The 21943-nt window shown below is 65.3% G+C and carries 21 protein-coding genes and 2 tRNA genes; 13 read left to right on the top strand and 10 right to left on the bottom strand.

The window, feature by feature from the left end; translation table 11 throughout:
* Positions 1-9: 9 nt before the first annotated feature.
* From AXYL_RS29630 to AXYL_RS29605, 6 genes are all read left to right on the top strand, one after another.
* Complete coding sequence (locus AXYL_RS29630) at positions 10-732, top strand: ABC transporter ATP-binding protein (RefSeq protein WP_013396575.1); 723 nt, start codon at positions 10-12, stop codon at positions 730-732.
* Between the two features lie 10 nt (positions 733-742).
* A complete protein-coding gene (locus AXYL_RS29625; protein ID WP_013396574.1) occupies positions 743-1933 on the top strand; it encodes a CaiB/BaiF CoA transferase family protein in 1191 nt (396 codons plus the stop codon).
* Between the two features lie 11 nt (positions 1934-1944).
* The gene (locus AXYL_RS29620; RefSeq protein WP_013396573.1) at positions 1945-2898 is read left to right on the top strand and encodes a hydroxymethylglutaryl-CoA lyase; all 954 of its coding nucleotides are present in this window, start codon (positions 1945-1947) and stop codon (positions 2896-2898) included.
* A gap of 83 nt (positions 2899-2981) precedes the next feature.
* Positions 2982-3767, top strand: a complete 786-nt coding sequence (gene otnI, locus AXYL_RS29615) for a 2-oxo-tetronate isomerase (protein ID WP_013396572.1) — start codon at positions 2982-2984, stop codon at positions 3765-3767.
* A gap of 113 nt (positions 3768-3880) precedes the next feature.
* The gene (locus AXYL_RS29610; RefSeq protein WP_013396571.1) at positions 3881-4861 is read left to right on the top strand and encodes a Bug family tripartite tricarboxylate transporter substrate binding protein; all 981 of its coding nucleotides are present in this window, start codon (positions 3881-3883) and stop codon (positions 4859-4861) included.
* 112 nt (positions 4862-4973) lie between these two features.
* Positions 4974-5549, top strand: a complete 576-nt coding sequence (locus tag AXYL_RS29605; RefSeq protein ID WP_013396570.1) for a hypothetical protein — start codon at positions 4974-4976, stop codon at positions 5547-5549.
* Positions 5550-5586: 37 nt separating this feature from the next.
* Here AXYL_RS29605 and AXYL_RS29600 read toward each other — a convergent pair whose 3' ends face one another.
* Both AXYL_RS29600 and AXYL_RS29595 read right to left on the bottom strand, forming a co-directional pair.
* The gene (locus tag AXYL_RS29600; protein WP_013396569.1) at positions 5587-6492 is read right to left on the bottom strand and encodes an EamA family transporter; all 906 of its coding nucleotides are present in this window, start codon (positions 6490-6492) and stop codon (positions 5587-5589) included.
* Positions 6493-6535: 43 nt separating this feature from the next.
* A complete protein-coding gene (locus AXYL_RS29595; RefSeq protein ID WP_013396568.1) occupies positions 6536-7180 on the bottom strand; it encodes a LysE family translocator in 645 nt (214 codons plus the stop codon).
* Positions 7181-7373: 193 nt separating this feature from the next.
* On the opposite strand from AXYL_RS29595, the gene AXYL_RS29590 reads away from it, so the two are divergent.
* The 5 genes from AXYL_RS29590 (at position 7374) to AXYL_RS29570 (ending at position 10802) form a co-directional block, all read left to right on the top strand.
* Positions 7374-7835, top strand: coding sequence for an Lrp/AsnC family transcriptional regulator (locus tag AXYL_RS29590; RefSeq protein WP_013396567.1), 462 nt, complete (start codon positions 7374-7376; stop codon positions 7833-7835).
* A gap of 115 nt (positions 7836-7950) precedes the next feature.
* Positions 7951-8478, top strand: coding sequence for a DUF4142 domain-containing protein (locus AXYL_RS29585; RefSeq protein ID WP_041656659.1), 528 nt, complete (start codon positions 7951-7953; stop codon positions 8476-8478).
* Positions 8471-8839, top strand: coding sequence for a cupredoxin family copper-binding protein (locus AXYL_RS29580; protein ID WP_413772864.1), 369 nt, complete (start codon positions 8471-8473; stop codon positions 8837-8839). Before AXYL_RS29585 ends, AXYL_RS29580 begins: the two co-directional genes overlap by 8 nt.
* A 21-nt stretch (positions 8840-8860) precedes the next feature.
* A complete protein-coding gene (locus tag AXYL_RS29575) occupies positions 8861-9553 on the top strand; it encodes an RNA polymerase sigma factor (RefSeq protein WP_013396564.1) in 693 nt (230 codons plus the stop codon).
* Between the two features lie 319 nt (positions 9554-9872).
* Complete coding sequence (locus AXYL_RS29570) at positions 9873-10802, top strand: Abi family protein (RefSeq protein ID WP_013396563.1); 930 nt, start codon at positions 9873-9875, stop codon at positions 10800-10802.
* A 9-nt stretch (positions 10803-10811) separates the two neighbouring features.
* Here AXYL_RS29570 and AXYL_RS29565 read toward each other — a convergent pair whose 3' ends face one another.
* From AXYL_RS29565 to AXYL_RS29535, 7 genes are all read right to left on the bottom strand, one after another.
* Positions 10812-12935, bottom strand: coding sequence for a copper-transporting P-type ATPase (locus tag AXYL_RS29565; RefSeq protein WP_013396562.1), 2124 nt, complete (start codon positions 12933-12935; stop codon positions 10812-10814).
* A 126-nt stretch (positions 12936-13061) separates the two neighbouring features.
* Positions 13062-13436, bottom strand: coding sequence for a hypothetical protein (locus AXYL_RS29560; protein WP_013396561.1), 375 nt, complete (start codon positions 13434-13436; stop codon positions 13062-13064).
* A gap of 172 nt (positions 13437-13608) precedes the next feature.
* A complete protein-coding gene (locus tag AXYL_RS29555; RefSeq protein WP_013396560.1) occupies positions 13609-14322 on the bottom strand; it encodes a hypothetical protein in 714 nt (237 codons plus the stop codon).
* 93 nt (positions 14323-14415) lie between these two features.
* A complete protein-coding gene (locus tag AXYL_RS29550; protein WP_148260642.1) occupies positions 14416-16155 on the bottom strand; it encodes an ABC transporter ATP-binding protein in 1740 nt (579 codons plus the stop codon).
* 112 nt (positions 16156-16267) lie between these two features.
* Positions 16268-16343: transfer RNA gene (locus AXYL_RS29545), tRNA-Phe, on the bottom strand.
* A 35-nt stretch (positions 16344-16378) separates the two neighbouring features.
* Positions 16379-18874, bottom strand: coding sequence for a mechanosensitive ion channel family protein (locus AXYL_RS29540; RefSeq protein WP_013396558.1), 2496 nt, complete (start codon positions 18872-18874; stop codon positions 16379-16381).
* 46 nt (positions 18875-18920) lie between these two features.
* Positions 18921-19859: a LysR substrate-binding domain-containing protein gene (locus AXYL_RS29535; RefSeq protein ID WP_013396557.1), complete on the bottom strand. Its 939-nt coding sequence runs from the start codon at positions 19857-19859 to the stop codon at positions 18921-18923.
* Between the two features lie 154 nt (positions 19860-20013).
* Between AXYL_RS29535 and AXYL_RS29530 the strand changes: the two genes are divergently transcribed.
* Together AXYL_RS29530 and AXYL_RS29525 are read left to right on the top strand one after the other, a co-directional pair.
* Positions 20014-21048 carry a Bug family tripartite tricarboxylate transporter substrate binding protein gene (locus AXYL_RS29530; protein ID WP_013396556.1) on the top strand — a complete coding sequence of 345 codons (1035 nt, stop codon included), beginning with the start codon at positions 20014-20016 and terminating at the stop codon, positions 21046-21048.
* A gap of 33 nt (positions 21049-21081) precedes the next feature.
* Positions 21082-21714, top strand: a complete 633-nt coding sequence (locus AXYL_RS29525) for an isochorismatase family protein (protein WP_013396555.1) — start codon at positions 21082-21084, stop codon at positions 21712-21714.
* 108 nt (positions 21715-21822) lie between these two features.
* Here AXYL_RS29525 and AXYL_RS29520 read toward each other — a convergent pair.
* Positions 21823-21898 (bottom strand) — tRNA-Phe (locus AXYL_RS29520).
* Positions 21899-21943 lie beyond the last annotated feature (45 nt).

Here is a 21943-nt window from a genome sequence, read left to right as displayed (position 1 = left end):
GAGACAGCAATGAGCCGTTTACTGGACATCAAGAATCTGGCGGTCAGCTATGGCGCCGTCAATGCCCTGAAGCAGGTGTCGCTGCACGTGGACACGAACGAGATCGTGACCATCATCGGCGGCAACGGCGCGGGCAAGAGCACCATGATGCGCGCGCTGTCGGGCATCGAAAAATCTACCGGCGACATTGCTTTCGCCGGTCAGGACCTGGGCGGAATCAGCGCGCACAAGCGCGTGGGGCTGGGCATCGCGCACGTGCCGGAAGGACGCCAGGTGTTCCCCGACCAGACGGTCCACGACAACCTGATGCTGGGCGCGTTCCTGCGCAAGGAATCGCCCGCCGAGCTGGCCGCGGAGATCGAACACTGCTATGCGATGTTCCCGCGCCTGAAAGAGCGCCGCGCGCAGTACGCAGGAACCCTGTCGGGCGGGGAACAGCAGATGCTGGCCATCTGCCGCGCCCTGATGAGCAAGCCGCGCATCCTGATGCTGGACGAACCGTCGCTGGGGCTGGCGCCGCTGATCGTGGCCGAGATCTTCAAGATCATCAAGTCGCTGAAAGAGCGCGGCATGACGATTCTGCTGGTCGAGCAGATGGCCAATCAGGCGCTGGCGATCTCCGACCGCGCATATGTCCTGGAAGTGGGCTCCATCGTGATGGAGGGCACGGGCCAGGAGTTGTTGGCCAGCGAGCGCGTGCGCGAGGCCTATCTGGGAAAACACAAGAGCTGACGAGGCAATCATGTCATCCAAACCATTGAGCGGCATCCGAGTGCTGGAGTTGGGCCAACTGATCGCCGGACCGTTCGCCGCCAAGATGCTGGGCGAATTCGGCGCCGAGGTCATCAAGATCGAACCGCCCGGCAAGGGCGATCCGCTGCGCAACTGGCGCCTGATCCATGACGGCACCTCCGTCTGGTGGCAGGTGCAGTCGCGCAACAAGAAGTCGGTCAGCCTGGACCTGCGCAAGCCCGAGGCGCAGGATCTGATACGGACCCTGGTCAAGGACATCGACGTGGTGGTCGAGAACTTCAAGCCCGGCACCATGGAGGGCTGGGGCCTGGGCTGGGAAGAACTGCGTGCCATCAATCCGCGTCTGGTGATGCTGCGCGTGTCGGGTTACGGCCAGACGGGCCCCTACCGCGACTTGCCGGGCTTTGGCGCCATCGGCGAGGCCATGGGCGGCCTGCGGCATCTGAGCGGCGAGCCGGACCGCACCCCGGTGCGCGTGGGCGTGTCGATCGGCGATTCGCTGTCGGCGCTGCACGGCGTCATCGGCATCCTGCTGGCGCTGCGTGCGCGCGACCAGAACGGCACGGGCCAGATGATCGATGTGGCGTTGTACGAGTCGGTCTTCAACATGATGGAAAGCCTGCTGCCCGAATACTCGGTGTTCGGCGAGATCCGCCAGCCAGCGGGCAGCAGCCTGCCGGGCATCGCGCCCAGCAACGCCTACCGTTGCCAGGACAACAAGTACGTGTTGATCGCCGGCAATGGCGACAGCATCTTCAAGCGCCTGATGGGCGTGATCGGCCGGCCCGACCTGGCCGAGGCGTCGGAACTGGCGAACAACGCCGGGCGCGTGAAGCACGTGGTCATGCTGGACGACGCGATTTCGCAATGGACCGGCCAGCATCCGCTGGACTTGGTGCTGGAGCGCTTGAACGATGGACAGATTCCCGCCGGCAAGATCTATGACGTGGCCGACATCGCGGCCGACCCGCACTACCGGGCCCGCGGCATGATCCTGGACGGCGCGCTGCCGGACGGCACGCCGGTGCAGGTGCCGGGCATCGTGCCCAAGCTGTCGGAAACCCCCGGCGAGGTGCGCAGTCCGGCGCCCGCCTTGGGGCAGGACACCGACGAAGTGCTGGCCGGCCTGGGCATAGTCGAGGCGCAGCGCCAGGACTGGCGCGCGCGCGGCATCATCTGAGGAGTGCGGCCATGAATGTGAACAACCCCGGCACCAACGCCAGCCGCCCGCGGCTGTACATCCAGGAGGTCGCGCCGCGCGACGGCTTCCAAAACGAAAAGCAGTTCATTGAAACGCAGGACAAGATCGCCTTCATCAACCGGCTATCGGCCAGCGGCTTCGCCAAGATCGAGGCGACGTCCTTCACCTCGCCCAAGGCGATTCCGGCCTTGCGCGACGCCGAGATCGTGATGCACGAGATCGAGCGCAATCCGGACGTCGTCTACACGGTGCTGGTGCCCAATGTGCGCGGCGCGCAGCGGGCGCTGGAGTGTCAGGTGGATGAGGTCAACCTGGTGATGTCCGTCAGCGAGACCCACAACCGCGCCAATCTGCGCATGACGCGGGAGCAGTCGTTCGAGCAGTTGAGCGACGTGGTCAACGCGGTGCGCGGCAGCCGTGTTGCCATCAACGTGTCGCTGTCCACCGTGTTCGGCTGCCCGATGGAAGGCGACATCAATGCCTTCGACGTCTTCGAACTGGTGGGGCGCTTCGCGGCGCTGGGGGTGGACGGTGTGACGCTGTGCGACACCACCGGCATGGCCTATCCCACGCAGGTCGGCAAGATCGGCCGCGAGGTCCGCAAGCTGTTTCCCGGACTGACCGCTACCATGCATTTCCACAATACGCGCGGCATGGCGCTGGCCAATACCCTGACGGCCATCGAGGCGGGCATCGACCGCTTCGACGCCTCGTTGGGCGGTCTGGGTGGCTGCCCGTACGCGCCGGGCGCCAGCGGCAATGTCTGCACGGAAGAACTGGTGCACATGCTGGAACTGATGGGCTACGACACTGGCGTGGACCTGGACGCCATACTCGGCGCATCGGCGACCTTGCCCGCGCTGGTGGGGCACGATGTCCCGAGCCAGTTGCTCAAGGCTGGCCCGCGCCTGACTTTGCATCCGGCGCCCGACTTCGGCGTCTGATCGGGTGCGCGCCGCGGCAGCGGCGATGGCGGGGCGGGCGCATGTGCTAATTTCCAGCCATGCCGCCCGGTCCGGAGCCCGCCATGTTGAAGTTCGCCGCCAATCTTTCGATGATGTACACGGAACACGCGTTCCTGGACCGCTATGCGGCCGCCGCGGCGGACGGATACGCCGGCGTGGAATGCATGTTTCCCTACGAGGCCCCGGCCGCCTTCGTGCGCGAGCGCATGGATGCGGCCGGCGTGACGCAGGTGCTCTTCAATGCGCCGCCTGGCGTTGCTGCCCGCGGCGATCGCGGCCTGGCCGCGCAGCCGGGGCGACAGTCGGAATTTCAGGCGGGGATTGAACAGGCGCTGTCCTACGCCACGGCGTTGGCCTGCCCGAACCTCCATGTGATGGCGGGCTTGGTTGCGCCTGACACCTCGCGCGAGGCCATGCTGGACTGCTATCGCGAGAACCTGGACTGGGCTGCGCGCCAGGCGCGCTCGGCCGGCGTTACCGTGCTGATCGAACCCATCAACACCCGCGACATACCCGGCTACTTCCTGAACCGCCAGGATGAGGCGCATGCCGTGGTGCAGGCGGTCAATGCGTCCAATCTGAAAGTGCAGATGGATCTCTACCACTGCCAGATCGTCGAAGGCGACGTCACCATGAAGCTGCGCGAATACCTGCCCACGGGGCGGGTCGGCCATCTGCAGATCGCCGGCGTGCCGCTGCGCCAGGAACCCGACCGGGGCGAACTGGATTACGGCTGGGTCTTCAGCGTGCTGCGCGAACTGCAGTACAGCGGCTGGATCGGCTGCGAATACCGTCCGGCCGCCGGCACCTCGGCCGGCTTGCGCTGGCTGGCTGCGGCCCGTACCTGAGTCTTGCGTGCCTGGCGAAACTCCGGGTTTTTCCGGTGATGTGCGCCGACGTTCCGGGTCCGATAATTAATCATTAATATGTTAAATAAATAGGCAGGCGAGGAGAGCGCGACATGTTCAAAGGCATTTTGCAGGGCGCCTTGCTGGCGACGGCGCTGGTCGGGGTGGCGGTCGCTCCGGGCATGGCTGCGGCGGCGGAGTTTCCTGATCATCCGATCCGCTGGCTGGTGCCGTTCAGCGCAGGCGGCGGCAGCGATATCGCCACTCGCGTCGTTGCCAAGCACGTGGGCGACGCGTTGGGGCAGCCGGTGGTGGTGGAAAACCGTCCGGGCGCCGCCACCATCGTCGCCGCGCAGGAGACCGCGCGCGCCGCGCCCGATGGCTACACCTTGCTGACGGCCGGGATGAGCACGCTGGCGCTGAATCCCTGGCTGTACCAGAAGCTGCCTTACGATCCGGCGAAGGATCTGACGCCCGTCTCCACGCTGGTGGCGCTGCCCATCGTGCTGGTGGTGTCGCCCGATTCCTCGATGCACACGCTGGCGGACGTGACGGCGTACCTCAAGCGAGACACGCCGGGCAGCTATGCGTCCCTGGGCGTGGGCAGCCCGCATCACCTGGCCATGGAACTGTTCCTGGATACCATCCAGGGCCGGGCCACGGCCATACCCTACAAGGGCACGCCGCCCGCCTTGCAGGATGTGGCGTCTGGCGTGGTGCCGATGATGATGGCTGATCTGGCCGCCGCGCGTCCGCTGATCCAGGCAGGCAAGCTGCGTGCCATCGCGGTGCCGGCCGCGCAGCGTTCCGGGCAATTGCCGCAGGTGCCGACCTTCGCCGAGGCGGGCGGCCCGGCGTTCGAGGCCGCCGCCTGGCAGGGCGTGGTCGCGCCTGCCGGCACGCCGGCTCCGGTGGTCGAGAAACTCAGCCAGGCCATCGCCCAGGCCCTGCGCTCGCCAGAAGTGGCCGAGCAACTGAAGCTGCAGGGCATGGAGCCTACCGGCAGCACGCCGCAGGCCTTCGCGGACTATGCGCGCAAGGAATACGAGCGCTGGGGCGCAGTGATCCGGAGCAAGAACATCTCGGCCAATTGAAGGCGCGTGGTAACAGGCGCGGCAAGGTGTAACCGGCAAGCTCGGGGAGGCGACGCGGGCGTACGATAAAGGCACGTACATCCTGTCCGGCAGCCCGGGCAAGGAGCACATCATGTCTCTGATCGTAGCAGCCCGGTTCGAGGGCTTCGAAGCGGCGCACGCCGCGGCCGAACGCCTTTCCGCCAACGGCTTTCCCCACTGGGACATCAACACCTTCTACGTCAATCCGGCCGGCGAGCATGGCCGCTACCCCTTGGGCGGCGACCGCCGCTCCGATCCGGACTCGGGGCGCGCCGATATCGGCGCCTTCCTGGGCGCAGGTGGCGTGGGTGCCGGTTTCGCGGTGTTTGGCGGGTTCGTGATGTCCGAGATAAGCGATTCCACGCCGCTGATCCTGGCTGCGGCCGGGGTCGGCGCCTATCTGGGATCGCTGTTCGGCGCGCTCTGGGTGACGGGCCACGGCAGCACCCTGCACGGCCACTTCAATCCCGATTCCCATGCCGAGATCCGCCAGGCGGGCGTGATGGTTGCCGTGCGCACGCGCCCGCAACGCGAAATGCTCGCATGCCGCATCCTGCGCGATGCCGGCGGCGCCGACGTGGAACACGCCAACGGCCGCTGGCGCAACAACCACTGGGAAGACTTCGACCCGCTGGCGCCGCCCCAGCGCGAAGTGGGATTTGGCTGAAACGCCCGCGGGCCGCGGCGGCGGCGTCCGTCCGCGCTCAGTCCGGCGCGGGCGTGGGGGCGGTATTTTGCCGGCGGGCGGTGGCCGCGCAGCCGGCGGAAGCCACGATGATGCCGCAGATGGCCAGCCATTGCGTCTGTGACAACTGCTCATTCAGCACGATCACGCCGGCCAGCGCGCCCATGGCGGGCTCCATGCTGAGCAGCACGCCGAAGGTTTTCTGCGGCAGGCGCCGCAGCGCCACCATTTCCAGCGAATAGGGCAGGGCGCTGGACAGTATGCCCACGGCGATGCCGGCCAGGATCAGGGTCGGATCCAGCAATGCCGCGCCGGCGTGCGCCGCGCCTATGGGCAGCGCCACCAGCGTTGCCGCGGTCAGCCCGAGCGAGGTGGCCTGCCCGCCATGCACATTGCCCGCCATCTTGCCGAAGATGATGTAGAGCGCCCAGCACACCGCCGCGCCCAGCGCAAAGGCGATGCCGACGGGGTCCAAGTCATGCACCGATTGTCCCGTGGGAATCAGCAGCACCAGGCCGGCGATGGCGCAGCCGATCCAGACGAAGTCGATGGCGCGGCGCGACAGCGCTACCGCCAGGGTCAGCGGGCCGATGAATTCGATGGCGATGGCCACGCCCAGCGGCAGCGTGCGCAAGGCCATGTAGAACAGCAGGTTCATGCAGGCCAGCGTCACGCCATACAGCGCGATTTTGGCCGCCGCCTGGCGCGTCAGCGGAAAGCGCCACGGACGCCAGATCGCCACCAGGATCAGCGCGCCGATGGCGATGCGGTAGGCGGTCGTGCCCTGCGCGCCCACCATCGGGAAGAGCGACTTGGCGAACGAGGTGCCGACGCATAGCGAGGCCATCGCGCCGATCAACGACAGGATGGGGAGCAGGGTGGAGGACGAGGCGTTGCGTCCGGTGTTCAGGGTTGCGGCGGTCATGGCAATGGCGGAAAGACAGGATACGTACGGGACGGCGGGCGGTTCAGGGCGCCAGGTGTTCGGCGGTGGAATAAAGCACGTAGAGCGCCAGGCCCAGCATGACGGCGCCGAGCAGGCCCTGCTGCATCCGCAGGAACCAGGGATTGCGCCCCACCCAGCCGCGGATGCGCGAGGCGCCATAGGCGAAGCAGCTGCCGTAGGGCAGGCTCAGCGCCTTCATCGTCACGCCCAGCACCAGCATCTGGATCCACACCGGCCCGTTGTCCGGCGTGGTGAACTGCGGCAGGAAGGCGATCATGAACAGCAGCACCTTGGGGTTCAGCAGGTTCGTCGTGAAGCCCTGCCAGAACGCGTCGCGCGCGTCTCCGGGGCGGGCTGCCAGCGACACGTCGGCCGAACGCGCGCAGCGGACGATGGCCTTGATGCCCAGGTAGCCCAGGTACACGCCGCCCGCGGCCTTGATGCCCATGAACAACGACGGGAACGCCTGCAGCACCGAAGCCAGGCCCAGCACCACCGCCGGCACCTGGATGAAGCCGGCGGCGACGTTGCCCAGGACACTGTGGAAGGCGGGCCGGAACCCCTGCGTCATGCCCCGGGACAAGGTCAGCGCCATGTCGGGGCCGGGCGTGAGTTTGAGCGCCGCGTCGGCGGCGAGGAACAGCAGGAAAAGCTGGAGTGACGGCATGATACGGGGGGGCGGACGTACCCGCGGCGCGGGCAGAGGGCTCCCAGTGTAAGCAAGCCGGCTGAATAATTCCTGCATCGCGGGGTGCGGAAATGAAGTTTCCCGTCAAAATGGGGCCGGACTCAGGCGCCGCCGGGCTTAGAATCTATCGGCGGGCCTCTTCCGGTCCGTTTCCAGCCGTTCCGAGACCCTGATGGAACTAGACGATTTCGACCTCCAGATCCTGCAAAGCATGCAGGAAGACAACCAGCGCACCAGCCAGGAAGTCGCGCAGCGCGTGAACCTGTCGCCGGTGTCCTGTCTGCGCCGCATGAAGCGGCTGCGCGAGTCCAAGGTGGTGCTGGGCGACGTTTCCGTGGTCGACCCTGCTGCCGTGGGCCGGGGCATCATGATGGTCGTGCTGGTGACGCTGGAGAGCGAACGCGCCGACAAGCTCGACCAGTTCAAGCGCGCCATGCAGTCCGCGCCGGAAATCATGCAGTGCCTGTCGGTGACGGGCGAGGTGGACTTCGTCCTGACCATCACCATGCGCGACATGGCCGAATACGAAACCTTCGCCCAGCGCAATTTCTGGGGCAATCCCAACGTCAAGCGCTTTTCCACGCTGGTGGTGCTGAACCGCGCCAAGTACGGCATGGCGGTGCCGGTGGGCTGAACCCTTCGTTGTCCCGCGCCGGAACGCGGCGCGTTTTCGCGACATCCAACCCCATAAGCAGGCAAGATTCCTGGCCATTCCGGCCGCGCCTGCATCCATGGCGTCGGGGGATGAGATGAAAGCGATTCAAGCAAGATGGTTCTATGCGCTGGCCTTGGTGAGCTGCGGGGTATTTGCCCACGGTAACGGGCCGACGGATCCGCAGATAGCGGCCATCGTGGTGGTGGCCAACCAGGTCGACATCGACGCCGGCAAGCTGGCGCAGGACAAGAGTGGCAACAAGGAGGTTCGCGACTTCGCCACGCTGATGGTGACCGATCATTCCGCGGTCAACAAGTCGGCCGGCGAGCTGGTGCAGAAGCTCAAGGTCAAGCCCGAACCGAACGCGACCAGCGACAGCCTGCAGCAGGGCGGGGACAAGAACCTTGCCGCCCTCAAGGGCATGAGCGGCGCTGCGTTCGACAAGGCATATGTGGACCATGAAGTGGCTTACCACGAAGCCGTGATCCAGGCGCTGGACACGACCCTGATTCCTGGCGCGCACAATGCGGAATTGAAGGCTCTGCTGATCAAGGTGCGGCCGGCGTTCATCGCGCACCTGGAACATGCCAAATCCCTGCAAAAGAGGCTTAACGGTGGCTGACACCCGCTTACTTTCCGCGCACGGGCGCGCCGGTCTGACCGCGTTATGCGCCAGCCTGGCGTTGGCGGGCGGGGTCGCGGCCGCCCAGCAAAGCCCCACTGGCTCCCAACTGGCCGAGCATGTCGTGACCATAGAAGGAATGCAGTTCAGGCCCGCCACGCTGACCGTCAAGCGGGGCGAAAAGGTGACATGGATCAACAAGGACCTGGTCCCGCACACCGCCACCGCGGTTTCCAAGGCCTTCGATTCAGGAGTGATCGCCGCCGGCGCATCCTGGACCTACACTGTGAAAGAGGCAGGCAGCAACGCCTATGCCTGCCTGTTTCATCCGACGATGCAGGGCACCTTGATTGCGCAATGACGCGTGGCGGAGGTCAGACTCATGACTGCACTTGCGGCGCTGGCGGCAACGCCGGCCGAGGACGAAGACCTGGCGCTCGCGCATCGCATCGCGGGGGGCGAGCAGACCGCATTCGAATTGATGATGCGGCGGCACAACCGGCGGCTCTACCGCCTGGCGCGCGCCACTCTGCGCAACGACGCCGATGCCGAGGACGCCTTGCAGGAAACCTACCTGGCGGCCTACCGGCACATGGCGGCGTTCCGCGGCGAATCGACGCTGTTCACCTGGCTGTCGCGGCTCCTGCTCAACGAATGCTATGGCCGGCTACGCAAGCACAACCGCCGCGAGGCGCTGTTCCCCATCGCCGACGACATAGAGAAAGAGGTTGATGCGATGACCATCAACGACTTCAATCCCCCCTACCACGCCGCCGCTCGCGCCGAACTCAGAGGTTTGCTGGAAGCGCGGCTGGACGCCTTGCCGGTCTCGTTCCGCACCGTGTTCGTGTTGCGCTCGGTCGAGGAACTTTCGGTCGAGGAAACGGCGCATTGCCTGGGCATTCCCGAAGCCACCGTCCGCAGCCGCCACTTCCGCGCCAATGCCTTGCTGCGCGAGTCGCTGGCGCGGGATGTGGGAGTGGTGGAAAAGAGCTTGTTTGAGTTCGATGGGGATGATTGCGACAGGGTGGTGGAGAGGACGCTGGCGCGGTTGGGTGAGAGCTCCAAAAACTAGGTAAATGTTGATATGTACCCACCTGTCGGAACAAAGCGTCTGAGCGGAGGCATCTTATAGGCTGAAAACGTCCCATACGCTGTTGTGTGCATTGTCGATGCGGCGCCAGAATTGCTGGAATCGCGCAACGGTCAGGGAAGCGTATGCAACTGGGGAAGCAAAGGCCTGTGTATCGGTCTTATATCGGAAGAGGAAGCGTTGCCATTGGCGGGCCTCTGGGTATACTGCGCTTAACAACACCCGCCACACTTCAGGCCCGTGCGCGAACGCAGGCACAGTGCTCCCAGGGCGGGTTTCTCATTTCTGCGGGAAATTTGTCGTGAAGTACGCCAAACTCCCGCTGTCTAACGCTGACCTGCTTGCCCGCTGGCGAGGAAAAGGCCTGACGGTTTCTAACGTTGGGGATGCCGAGCGTGCGTTGAGCTTTGTCGGCTATTTTCGTCTGCGAGGTTATGCGCTGTCTCTCATGACGCCCACGCCAGCTGGACGCATGTTTCTGCCTGGGGTGAGTTTCGAAGACGTTATCGTCCGCTATGAGTTTGATCGCGTCCTTCGGCGTATCACTCTTGGCCAGCTCGAACGGATCGAGGTGGCCGTGCGGACCGTCATGAGTAATCAGATGTCCATGCAGTATGGGCCGTTCTGGTATCTGAATCACCCTGCTCAGGTTTTAGGGCATGCGCCGGGGCATGGCAGTCGGCCGGAACCATTTCCACTCGGCAACTTTCTTGGAACTGTCGAGCGCGAGACGCGCCGCTCCAGGGACTTGTTCGCCCAGCATTACTTCGAGACCTACACAGAGCCCTTGCTGCCGCCCAGTTGGTTGATGGCGGAGTGTTTGTCTTTTGGCAAATGGTCGCAACTTTACAAGTATCTGCAAAAGGCAGATCGTGCGCACCCCAATCCAAAAAAGGTCGTAGCGAAAGCATTCGGCCTGACCGTTCCTCTAGTCGAGTCATGGCTGCACGCACTGACCTTGTTGCGCAATATCTGCGCTCACCATGGGCGGGTGTGGAATCGTCGCTTTGTCTTCCGGCCTGCCGTGTACAACCGGGCTGCAGCGCATTTCAACGACCCGCAAAGCTATTACTGCCTTGCGGTCGTAATGCGATTGATTTCAAAGGCAGTTGATAGTCGTGACGAATGGCCGGTACGCTTGCTGGAGTCGTTTCGGACGCACGCCGCCATTACGCCGGCAGATTTGGGTTTTCCACAGGGCTGGAGGGATGACCCGATCTGGAATGGGTAGATCGGGCGCTTATCGCAACCTCAACGCATTGAATATCACCGAAGCCGAACTCAAACTCATCGCCAGCGCCGCGATCATCGGCGACAGTAGCCAGCCCGTGAACGGATACAACAGGCCCGCCGCTATCGGCACGCCGATTCCGTTGTAGACAAAGGCGAACATCAAGTTCTGCCGCATGTTGCGCACGGTGTCGATCGAGATCTGGCGCGAGGCGGCGATGCCGCGCAGGTCGCCCTTGACCAGGGTCACCTGGCCGCTGTTCATGGCTACGTCGGTGCCCGTGCCCATGGCTACGCCTACGTCGGCTCGCGCCAGCGCGGGGGCGTCGTTGATGCCGTCGCCCGCCATCGCCACCACGTGGCCGTCCTTTTGCAGCTTTTCCACCAGCGCCAGCTTGTCGGCCGGCTTGACCTCGCCATGCACTTCGTCGATGCGCAGCGCGGCGCCGACGGCGCGGGCGGTGGTGAGGCCGTCGCCCGTTGCCATCACGATGCGCAGGCCGCTGTCGTGCAGGTTCTGGATCGCTTCGTGCGTGCTGGGCTTGATGGGATCGGTGACTGCCAGGATGCCGGCGAACTTGCCGTCCACGGCCAGGTGCATGATGCTGGCGCCTTCGCCGCGCAGGCGTTCGCCGTCCGCGCGCAGGGCGTCGACCTGCACGCCTTCCTGTTCCATCAGGGCGGTGTTGCCCAGCGCCAGGCGCTTGCCTTCCACCGTGCCACGCACGCCTATGCCGCTGCCGGAGTCGAAGTCCTCCGCCTTGGCAAGCGCCAGGCCCTGCGCGCGCGCCGCGCTGACGATGGCGTCGGCCAACGGATGTTCGCTGCCTTGGTCCAGGCTGGCCGCCAGGCGCAGCACTTCGTCGGACGTGTATCCCGGCGCCGCGATCGCGGTGTCGAAGGCTGGCTTGCCTTCGGTCAGGGTGCCGGTCTTGTCCACGATCAGCGTGTCCACCTCGCGCATCTTCTCGATCGCGCCAGCGTCGCGGAACAGCACGCCCTGCGCTGCGGCGCGGCCCGTGGCCACCATGACCGACATGGGCGTAGCCAGTCCCAGCGCGCAGGGGCAGGCGATGATGAGCACGGCGACGGCGTTGATCAGGCCGTACACCCAACTGGGTTCCGGCCCGAAAAAGCCCCACACCAGCAGTGTGGAGATCGCCACCAACACCACGGCGGCGACGAACTTGCCCGCCACCACGTCCGCCATGCGTTGCATGGGCGCCTTGGAACGTTGGGCGTTGGCGACCATCTGCACGATCTGCGCCAGCATGGTGGCGGAACCTACCTTCTCCGAGCGCATTACCAGGGTGCCGCTGGTGTTGAGCGTGGCGCCGATCAGCTTGTCGCCTTCGCGCTTGCCGACGGGTACGGGCTCGCCGGTGAGCATGGATTCGTCCACGGCGCTGCGGCCTTCGGTGACGGTGCCGTCCACCGGAATCTTCTCGCCGGGACGCACGCGCAGCAGGTCGCCCACATGCACGTGGTTCAGCGGCACGTCTTCCTCGCTGCCGTCGGCGTTGATGCGCCGCGCCGTCTTGGGCGCCAGCCCGAGCAGGGCCTTGATTGCGGCGGATGTCTGCGAACGCGCTTTCAGCTCCAGGATCTGCCCCAGCATGGTCAGCGAAATGATGACCACGGCGGCTTCGAAGTACACCGCCACGCGCCCCATCGATACGAAGGAATTCGGGAACACGTCCGGCGCCAGCGTGGCGACCACGCTGTAGATGAATGCCGCGGCCGTGCCCAGGCTGATCAGCGTCCACATATTGGGGCTGCGATGCGCGAGCGACTGCCAGCCGCGCACGAAGAACGGCCAGCCGGTCCAGAACACGACCGGCAGCGACAGCGCCAACTCCAGCCAGCTCTGGGTCGCCATGTCGAACCAACCCAGGCGATGGCCGAACATGGCCATCACGGCCACGATGAGGGTCAGGGGCAGCGTCCACCAGAAGCGGCGCTGGAAGTCGTTGAGTTCGCTGTTGTCCTCCTCATCCAGCGGGATAAGGGGCTCCAGCGTCATGCCGCACTTGGGGCAGTTCCCGGGGCGATCCTGGCGGATCTCCGGGTGCATGGGGCACACATAGAGCGTGCCTTCGTTCGATGCCGCGTCGCCGTGACGAGAGTGATTCATACCCATCCCTTTCGAGTGCCGGTGTGATCCTTCGTGCGCCTATTATGCCCAGGCAGGGTGCGCGCAGTGCAATAGCTGGCAGCCGGCGCCACCGCGGCGCCGGCCGCCAGCAATGACTCGTGGCGCTCAGCCCTTGGCCGCCGGGGACGCCGCCGAGGGCGCATCGCCCGCCGGATTCATCATCGATCCCATCATCTCGTGGCAGCCTTGCATGCTGGCGCCATTGGCGGGCATGGACTTCATGTGTTCGCCCATCAAGGCCTGGCGCTCTTCGGCCGTCTTGGCCGCAGCCATCTGCTGGTGCATTCCGCCCATGGCTTGCATGTGCGCTTCCATGTTCTTCATCATGCCGGCGCCCGGCGCCATTTGCATATTGGAGGCCGGCTCGGCCGTGGCCGGATGATGCGTGTCATGTCCGCCGCTGGCGGCCTGCGCGTAGACCGCGCCTGTCATTCCCAGGCTCAACGCGCACGCACTGAACAAGGTGGTCAGGGTCTTCATGGTCAGCTCCTTTCTGTGGTCTGGAAGTGCATGGACTCCAGTGTGGAGGGCTGACTGGGGCGGGGAGGTTACGCGTTGATTACTTTTTTGTAATGTTCCAGGGGCGTCGCATGCGCGATTTCAACCAGTACGCTTGCCCATGCCTTCTAGACCGCTTTTTGAAGAACGGCTGTCATCCGTTCTCAGGCCACCGCGTAAAGATCGCATCCTGTTCCAAGGCCCGCGTCCGCCACGCATTGAGCAGGTCGGCCAGGGTCTCGTGGGTCAGCCCATACGTTTCACCCAAGCTGGAATTGCGCCCGACGATATGGCGGTTGAGCCCCGCAGTGCCGCCGCGTTCGACCGCGGCATCGTCGAAAACGATGAGCTTGGGCACCGCGCGGCTGACGCTGACCACGGTGAATTCGCTGGTGTCCTGCCAGCGTATTGTCCTGCCGTTCCACACCTGCCGGGTTTCGAAGCCATCGCGGCCTAGCCGCAAGGCGGTATCGTCTTTCGCGGCGCGCACCAGCAGCATGACCGCGCCGAGCAGAAAAAACCCGGCGCCGGGCCAGAGGATCAGTTGCTTCAGTGGCGGCAGTGCTTCGTGCAGCAGCATCCACAGGATCACGCCACCGAAGGCCGCGGACAGGAACGAGAACACCAGCAACTTGCCTTTCGCGGCCTTGAGTACCAGGGGGCCTGGATAGCGTGCCAGCAACGTCGAGGCTGAGCGCGACTCACGCTGGAGCAGTTGCGGCCATATCTGCAGGACCGCGGTCACGGCGCAGACGCCGAAGAACAGCGTGACGGGAATCCCCGCCTCGGCGCCGTCCCGGATCATTTGCGAGCCCAGGAAAACAAACACCACGCTGATCGTCAGGCAGACATAGGCCAACAGGTTCATCCGCTTGCGTCCGGGCTGGCGCTGCGCTGCGTGGGAGGTGGGCGGCTGAGTCATGGCTACGGAGTGCAGGGGCTTGGCTGATGGGGCTTTCTATCAAGGTTGATGCCGGGACAATACTTCATCGCGCGGCCCCGCATCCACCACGCGCCCGGCTTCCATCACCACGATGGTGTCGAAGCGGTTGAGCAGGCTAGGGCGGTGCACCGAGGCCACGATGCAAGCCGTCGGGAAGGCGGCGTACATGCGGTCGAACACCCGACCCTCCGCTTGCGGGTCAAGCGCGCTGGTGGGTTCGTCCAGCAGCAGCAAGGAACTGCCTTGCGCGGCCAGCGCGCCGCGCGACAGGGCCAGGCGTTGGCGTTGCCCGCCGGACAGATTGCTGCCGCGTTCATTCATCGGGCTGGCCAGGCCATCGGGCATGCGTTGCAGCACTTCGTCGAACACGCCGGTATGCACGGCGGCTTGCAGCGCCTGCGCATCGGCAGGTTCGCCGAAGGTGAGGTTCTCCTGCACGCTGGCTTCGAAGACTTCGGCCTCCTGCGGAATCAGCGTGGCCAGCGCGCGCAGTTCGGTCCAGTCCACGGGCTTGCCGTCGCGCAGCAGATCGCCCTGTTGCGGCGGATAGAGCCCGGCAAGGGTGCGCAGCAGCGTGCTCTTGCCGCCGCCGCTGGCGCCGATCAGCGCGACGCGCGAGCCGCGGCGCAGCACCAGGTCGACGCCGTGCAGGCCGCCGCGTCCTTCGTCCGAGTAGCGCCAGGTGGCGCCGCGCAACTCCAGGGTCTGCCACGGCGCGTCGGGCTGTACGGCGGGCACGACGGCATTGGGTTCGCCCGGGGCCTGCCAGATGGGCTCGGCGCTGCTGTAGTCGGTGTGCATGCGCGCAAAACTCTGGAAGTTGGAGGCGATGGCGCTGACCACGGACGCGGCCTGCTGGGCGTACTGATAAATCATGAAGATGGTGCCCAGCAGCAGGGCTTGCCCGGGCTCGCGGTGCCGCAGCACATACTCCACCACGAGGATCCAGGTAAGGCACATGCCCGCCAGGTCGACCACGCACCACTTCACTTCGTTGATCCACAGGGCGCGGCGCAAGGGCTGCATGACCGCCTCCAGGCGGCGGCCCAGGATCTTGCGCGAGGCGGCTTGCAGCCGCAGGCCGATCACGGTGCCGGCATTGCTGACGAAGTCGAGCAGCGCGGCGACGTAGCGGCGTTCCTGGTCGTTTTCGGAACGGGCCAGCCGCATCAGCGCAAGGTCGAAGCGCAACGTGACGAGGGCGATAATCAGGTAACCGCTCACGGCGATGAGGCCGCTGACCGGCGACAGCAGGGTCAGCGCCACCAGCGGGCCGATGAAGTTCAAGGCGCTGTGCAGGTAGCCGTACATGCTGCGGGCGAAAGCCGACAGCGCGCGGCTGGATTGCAATACCCGATGCTGCAGGTCGCCGGAATGCCTGCCGTCGCGCCAGGTCAGCGGGGCGGCCGCGATGCGGGCATAGAGATCGTCGGCCTGCCGTTGGCGGACATGCACGCCTACGTTGCCTTCCAGGACGCGTCCCGGGCCGTGGAACACCCAGGACATCATGTAGCTGCCGACCAGGAACAGGATCCAGAGGCCGGCGGTGGACATGTCGTTCTGCTGCAAGGCGTTGATGGCGTGGGAGGCCAGCCAGGGCAGGGTCAGCTTGACCAGCTGCGCGCCCGACAGCAGCGCGATGGCGCCCATCAGCTGCCGCCGCGCGCCGTCGGCATAGTGCCAGAGCGCGCGACACAGCACGAGCGCCGCGCGGCCCATGCCGATAGAGGAGGACGGGGAAGAGGAATCAGGCGTCATCGCGTGGAGGGGAAGTCAGGGGTGGCACGGCGTGACTATGCTATCCGACAAACGCCGCCGCGCACCAAAGCAAAAAGCCCCGCCAAAGGCGGGGCCAGCTGCTTGAATTCATTGGTGGCCTGGGGCGGAATCGAACCACCGACACAAGGATTTTCAATCCTCTGCTCTACCGACTGAGCTACCAGGCCAACGCGAAAGTCCGCCACTATACACAATATCCGCGTCATGTGGGAGGCGGCCCGCCATCCGGCGCGGCGCGGCGGGCTTGCGCGAGGACGGCGCCAGCTTCCGGAGAGATGCTGCGCAGGTGCAGGTCGGTCTGCGGATAGGGTATCCCGATGCCGGCCTGCGTCAGCGCCTCGTACATCCGCGACAACATGTCGCTGCGGATGGACATCCACTGGTCGAAGTCCGGCGTCCAGGCGCGGATGCTGAAATCCAGGGTGCTGGCGCCGAAGCCCATGAAGAGCGCGATGGGCGCCGGCTGGGTGGAGACGCCCAGGGTGCCACGCGCCACCGAGCCCAGCAGTTCGATGGCCTGCGCGGGGTCGGTGCCGTAGGCCAGGCCCAGGTTGATTTCGATGCGGCGGTTGCGGTCCAGCATGGTCCAGTTGGTCAGTTTTTCCGAAAGCAGGGTGCCGTTCGGGACCACCACGTCGGCCCCTTCGAAGGTCCTGATGCGGGTTGCGCGCATGCCGATCTCGCGCACCTGTCCGGAGGTCTCGCCGATTTCCACCACGTCGCCCGGCTGGATCGGGCGTTCGAACATCAGGATCAGGCCGGACACGAAGTTGTTGACCACGTTCTGCAGGCCGAAGCCTATGCCCACGCCCAGGGCGCCGAGCACCAGGGCCAGTTGGCTGGTCCTGACCCCGGCGGCCGACAGCGCCACCGCCAGGCCCAGCAGCAGCACCGAGTAGTAGGTCAGCGAGGCGATGCTGTTGCCCACGCCGCGCGGCAGCGGCATGCGGGCCAGCACTTCGTCATGCAGCACCAGGCGGATCGCCCGCGCGGCCCAGAACGCGATCACCACGGAGATCGCGAACACCAGAATGTTGCCCAGACTGATGGTGATGTCCCCGAGCGCCAGCGTGTACGACAGTACTTTCGTCGTGACGGCATAGGTGCCGCGCAGAATGCGGAAGCGGTCCATCGTGTAGAGGGTCCAGCCCACGACGGCGCTGGCCATCACCAGGCGGATCAGCAGTTGCACCAGGGGCGGGGCGTGCTCGCGCGCGATGCGGAAGCGCGACACGCCGGGCCGGGCCAGCAGCAGCTGCAGCAGGGTGACGATGATGGTGACTCCGGCGTAGAGCATCAGGCCGAAGTAGCCGCTGCTGATGACGGCGCTGGTCAGCATCTCGGCCATCGACAGGTTGCCGATCAGGTTGGAGACGCCGGCAATGGCCAGCAACGCCACGGCGACCCAGGCGCCTGCGCGCACGGTCTTGTGCAGCCGGCTGGGCGCCTGGGCGTTGCCGCGGCGCTGGGCGCGGGCATGCAGCCAAAGCGCCGTTGCCAGGGCCAGCAGGGTAATGGCGAGGTTGTGCAGCCGGTACAACGTTTCGCTGGCCAGGAAGAAAATGCCCAGCCGCTCCGCCAGATACAGGCCGGTGATGGCGTAGGGCCACAGATCCAGTTGCTCGCGCGCGGTCGGCGGCAGCAGGCGCAGCACGGGCACTACCGCCAGCAGCAGCGCGATCTGCAGCACGATCAGCGGCGCATCCGACTCCAGCAGCTGCACTCCCATCATGGCCAGCAGCAGCCAGGCGGACAGCGGGCGTCCCAGCACCCTTGCGGCCGTCTGGCTCATTTCACCGGCCCGGATCGCGTGGCGGCTGTGCCAGGCCAGCCAGAGCAGCAGCGGCAGCAGCACGACTTGCAGCACATGCAGGGCCAGCTGGTTGCCGGTGTCGGCCGCGGCGTACTGGCGGGCGAAGCGCAGTTCCATGTCCAGGCCGGAGCGTAGATAGGCCATCGCATCGCTGCGCGCGGTCGGCGTGAAGGTAGCCGCCCATAGCGGGGGCGCGTCCAGTTCAAGCAGGCGGGCGTCGATGTAGTTGATGGCATCGGCCACCGCGCGCTGCCCGGACTGGATGCGCTCTTCAACGGCGTTGGCGCGCTGGCCCAGCGCGATCTGGCGGCCCAGCGGCACGGACAGCGCTTGTTCGGCCCGGACCAGTTGGGCGATGACGGAGTCGATCCGGCCGGTCAGGGCCGGCGGCAGGTCGGCGGCGCCGGGCGCGGTCTTGAGAGACTGCCAGGCATCCCGGCGGCGCGCCAGTTCGGCGGCGTCGCCGGCATAGGCCGCGGTCGCCTGGCGCATGTCCTCCTGCCAGGCCGCGAAACGGCGCGCGTCGAACATCCAGTGCCGCTCCAGGCTTTCCAGCCGCATGATGGGCAGGCTGCGCAATTGGGCCGGCTGGAACTGCTGAAGCTTTTCGTCGACGGACCGGGAAATCGATTCCAGGCGCGGCGCCAGCAAGTCGGTGGGGTCGGCGCCGGTGACGCGCTCCATGACGCTTTCGGCGTAGCGGTGATCGGTGTCCGCCCGCAGCGGGATTTCCGCCACCAGGATCGCCTGGACCTGCGTGGAAGCCGGGACTGGGCGGGCTGGCGTCGTCGCGCCGCTCTGCGCGTGCGCGGGGCCCAGCAGGCAGGCCAGCAGTGCAATCAGACCGAAAAGCGCTTTTGCTCTTGCTGTTGCTTGGGCGCGCATGTCGCGGCTCCGGTGGATGGATGCGGCGGGCTACGGGGAGGGCGTCTTACGATATCGCGGAAGGGCGGGCCAGGGAAAGGGGCGCGGGTATCGACTGCCTGGCCCATTGATGGAGCGCGGCGGCAAATCCCAGCACGACCTGGCGGTCTTCGTCGGATCGGCGCATGAGATAGACGCTGGACGAAATCTGCGGCATGTCTTTTTCATGTGCAAGTTCGCAGATCGCGACGGCATCGGCGCGCAGGCGTGCAATCGATTCGGGGACGATGGAGATCCCGAGTCCGGCGGCCACCAGATTGACCACGGCGGGCACTTCCACGACCTGTTGGACGATCTGCGGCTCGAAGCGCGAAAACAGGCAGGCCTGGTACACCGAGTCGGCAAAGATGGACGACCCCAGGCGGAAGAACACGAAATCTTCGTCTTTCAATTCCTGCAGGCGCAGCTGCTTGCGGCGCGACAGCGGATGGCCCGGTGGCAGCACGACCACCGACGAGTCGTGCCACAGCAGCTCGGCGGCGAATGTCGGATCATCAGGGATGCCGCGCGAGAGGCATAGATCCAGGCGCCTGTCCTGCAGCCCTGTCAGTTGATCGGACGGGGGCATTTCCTTCAAGGCCACGTCCACCTGCGGCCGCTCCTGTCGGAACTCGCGGATGAACTGGGGCAAGGTGCCGAGGAAGTGCGAGCCGGTCAAGCCCAGCGTCACGCACCCTTCCAGGCCCTGCGCCACGCGCTGTACCTGAAGCCTGGCCTCGTCCAGGCGATCCAGCACGGCGCGGACGTGGGGCAGCAGCACGCTGCCCGCTTCACTGAGCTGGACGCTTCTGCTGGTGCGTATGAAAAGACGGACGCCAAGGTCGTCCTCCAGATTGCTCAGTTGCTGGCTGAGCGGAGGTTGCGAAATGTGCAGCTTCCGGGCCGCTTTGGTAAAGCTCTGTTCTTCCGCAATCGCCGCAAAGTACCGAAGCTGCCGCAAGTCCATGGCTGGGCATCCCGTCCAATTTATCTGGAAACACTATAGATGATTCCTTAATTCGTATTGGACGATATCGATCTCGATGCCGAGAATTGCCATCAAATGATTCGCTCCAGGCAGCTGGACGCGGACGATAAACACAAAGAATGGGGAGCGGACAATGAACCTGGTTGTTTCAGTCGCGGCATGGAAGTTCCATTTCAACCCGAACAAACTGGTCAAGATGAAAAAGATACTGAGTTTCTCTGCGCTGATTCTCGCCCTGAGCCTTGCCCATGCTGGCGCCGTCCACGCGCAAGGCTATCCGTCGAAGGCCGTCACGGTCATCGTGCCGCACGGACCAGGAGGGGCCAACGATGCGGTCGCCCGGCCTTTTGCCCAAAAAATCGGCGAGCGTCTGCATCAGACCTTCGTGGTGGAGAACCGGGCGGGTGCGGGCGGCAATATCGGTATCGGCGTGTCGGCGCGCGGCAGCCAGGACGGCTACAACCTGCTGCTGACCGTGGGCAGCAGCTATACCATCAGCCCGTTCGTGTACAAGTCCGTGCCATTCGATCCCAAGAAGGACTTCGAGCCCATCGGCTTGGTGGCGACAGCGCCTTATGTCTTGGTCGTGAACCCGGAGCTGCCGGTAAAGACCGTGCAGGACCTGATTTCGTTGGCGCAAAGCAAGCCTGGCCAACTGCACATGGCCTCCGCGGGCAATGGCACGCTCGATCATCTGCTGGGCGAAATGTTCAAGCGGGCCGCCGGGGTCGACATGATGCACATTCCCTACAAGGGCGCCTCCGCCGCCAACACGGACATGGTGTCCGGCCGGGTGTCGGTGACTTTCACCAGCTGGCCCAGCGTCATGTCGTTCGTCCATGCCGGCAAGCTGCGCCTGATCGCGGTTGCATCGTCCGAGCGCTCATCGTTGCTGCCGGACGTGCCGACCATCGCGGAGACGGTGCCGGGCGTGGCGGCCATGTCGTGGTATGGCCTGTTCGCCCCGGCCGGCACCCCGGCGGACGTGGTCGCCACGCTGCGCCAGGAAACCTCGAGCGTGCTTGCGGACAAGTCGTTTCAAGCCAACTTGAAGGCCCAGGGGGCGGTAGCGGCGAATACCACGCCCGCTCAGTTCTCCGAGCTGATCGATACCGACCTGAAGACGTGGTCCGGAATCATCGAGCAGACCGGCGCCCGGATCGAGTGACCGCCGCCAAATTCTTTCGTTTTGGAGTTTTGCATGAGTAGCGCAGCGGAAAACTACAAGGGCGTATGGGGGCATCGAGTCGGGTTTGGCGACAAGGCGGCATTGCTACTCATCGACTTCGTGCAAGCCTATACGCTTGAAGAATCGCCCATGTTTGGCGCGGGCGTCGTGGCCGCGGTGGCGCATAGCGCGGAGATCCTGCGCGCGGCGCGGGATGCCGGAATGATGGTGATCCACACAACGATCACGCACCAATCCCACACGCTGGCCGACGCCGGCGCCTGGTATCGCAAGTCGCCCATCCTCGAACTGTTCAAACACGCGCCCTACAACGAGTTTTGCGGCGGCTTGGAACCCTTGCCCGGCGAGATCGTCCTGCACAAGCAGTACGCCAGCAGTTTCTTCGGCACCAGCCTTGCCAGTACGCTGACGGCTTCCAAGGTCGACACCCTGATCGTGCTGGGATGCTCCACCAGCGGCTGCGTGCGCGCAACGGCGGTGGATGGCGTGCAGCATGGCCTGAACGTGATCGTGGTGCGGGAGGGGGTGGGGGACCGCCACCCGGATCCGCATGAAGCCAATCTTTTCGATATCGACAGCAAGTATGGGGATGTGGTGTCCAAGCGGGCCGCACTCGAATTCATCCGCGCGCATCGGGCGGCGTAGGGGGTTCTGACTGCCGCCAGAATGCCGGGCGACGGACCGATATCGGCGACCAAAACAAAAAGCCCCGCCGTAGTGGATACGGGGCGGGGCTCGTTGCTTGAATCTTTTTGGTGGCCTGGGGCGGAATCGAACCACCGACACAAGGATTTTCAATCCTCTGCTCTACCGACTGAGCTACCAGGCCAACGAAGTCCGCAACTATACACAATTTTTGAGGCTTGCGCCAGTC

It is taken from the genome of Achromobacter xylosoxidans A8 (genome assembly GCF_000165835.1).
In the GTDB taxonomy this organism is placed as follows: Bacteria; Pseudomonadota; Gammaproteobacteria; order Burkholderiales; family Burkholderiaceae_B; genus Achromobacter; species Achromobacter xylosoxidans_B.
This window is presented reverse-complemented; position numbering and strand designations above follow the sequence as displayed.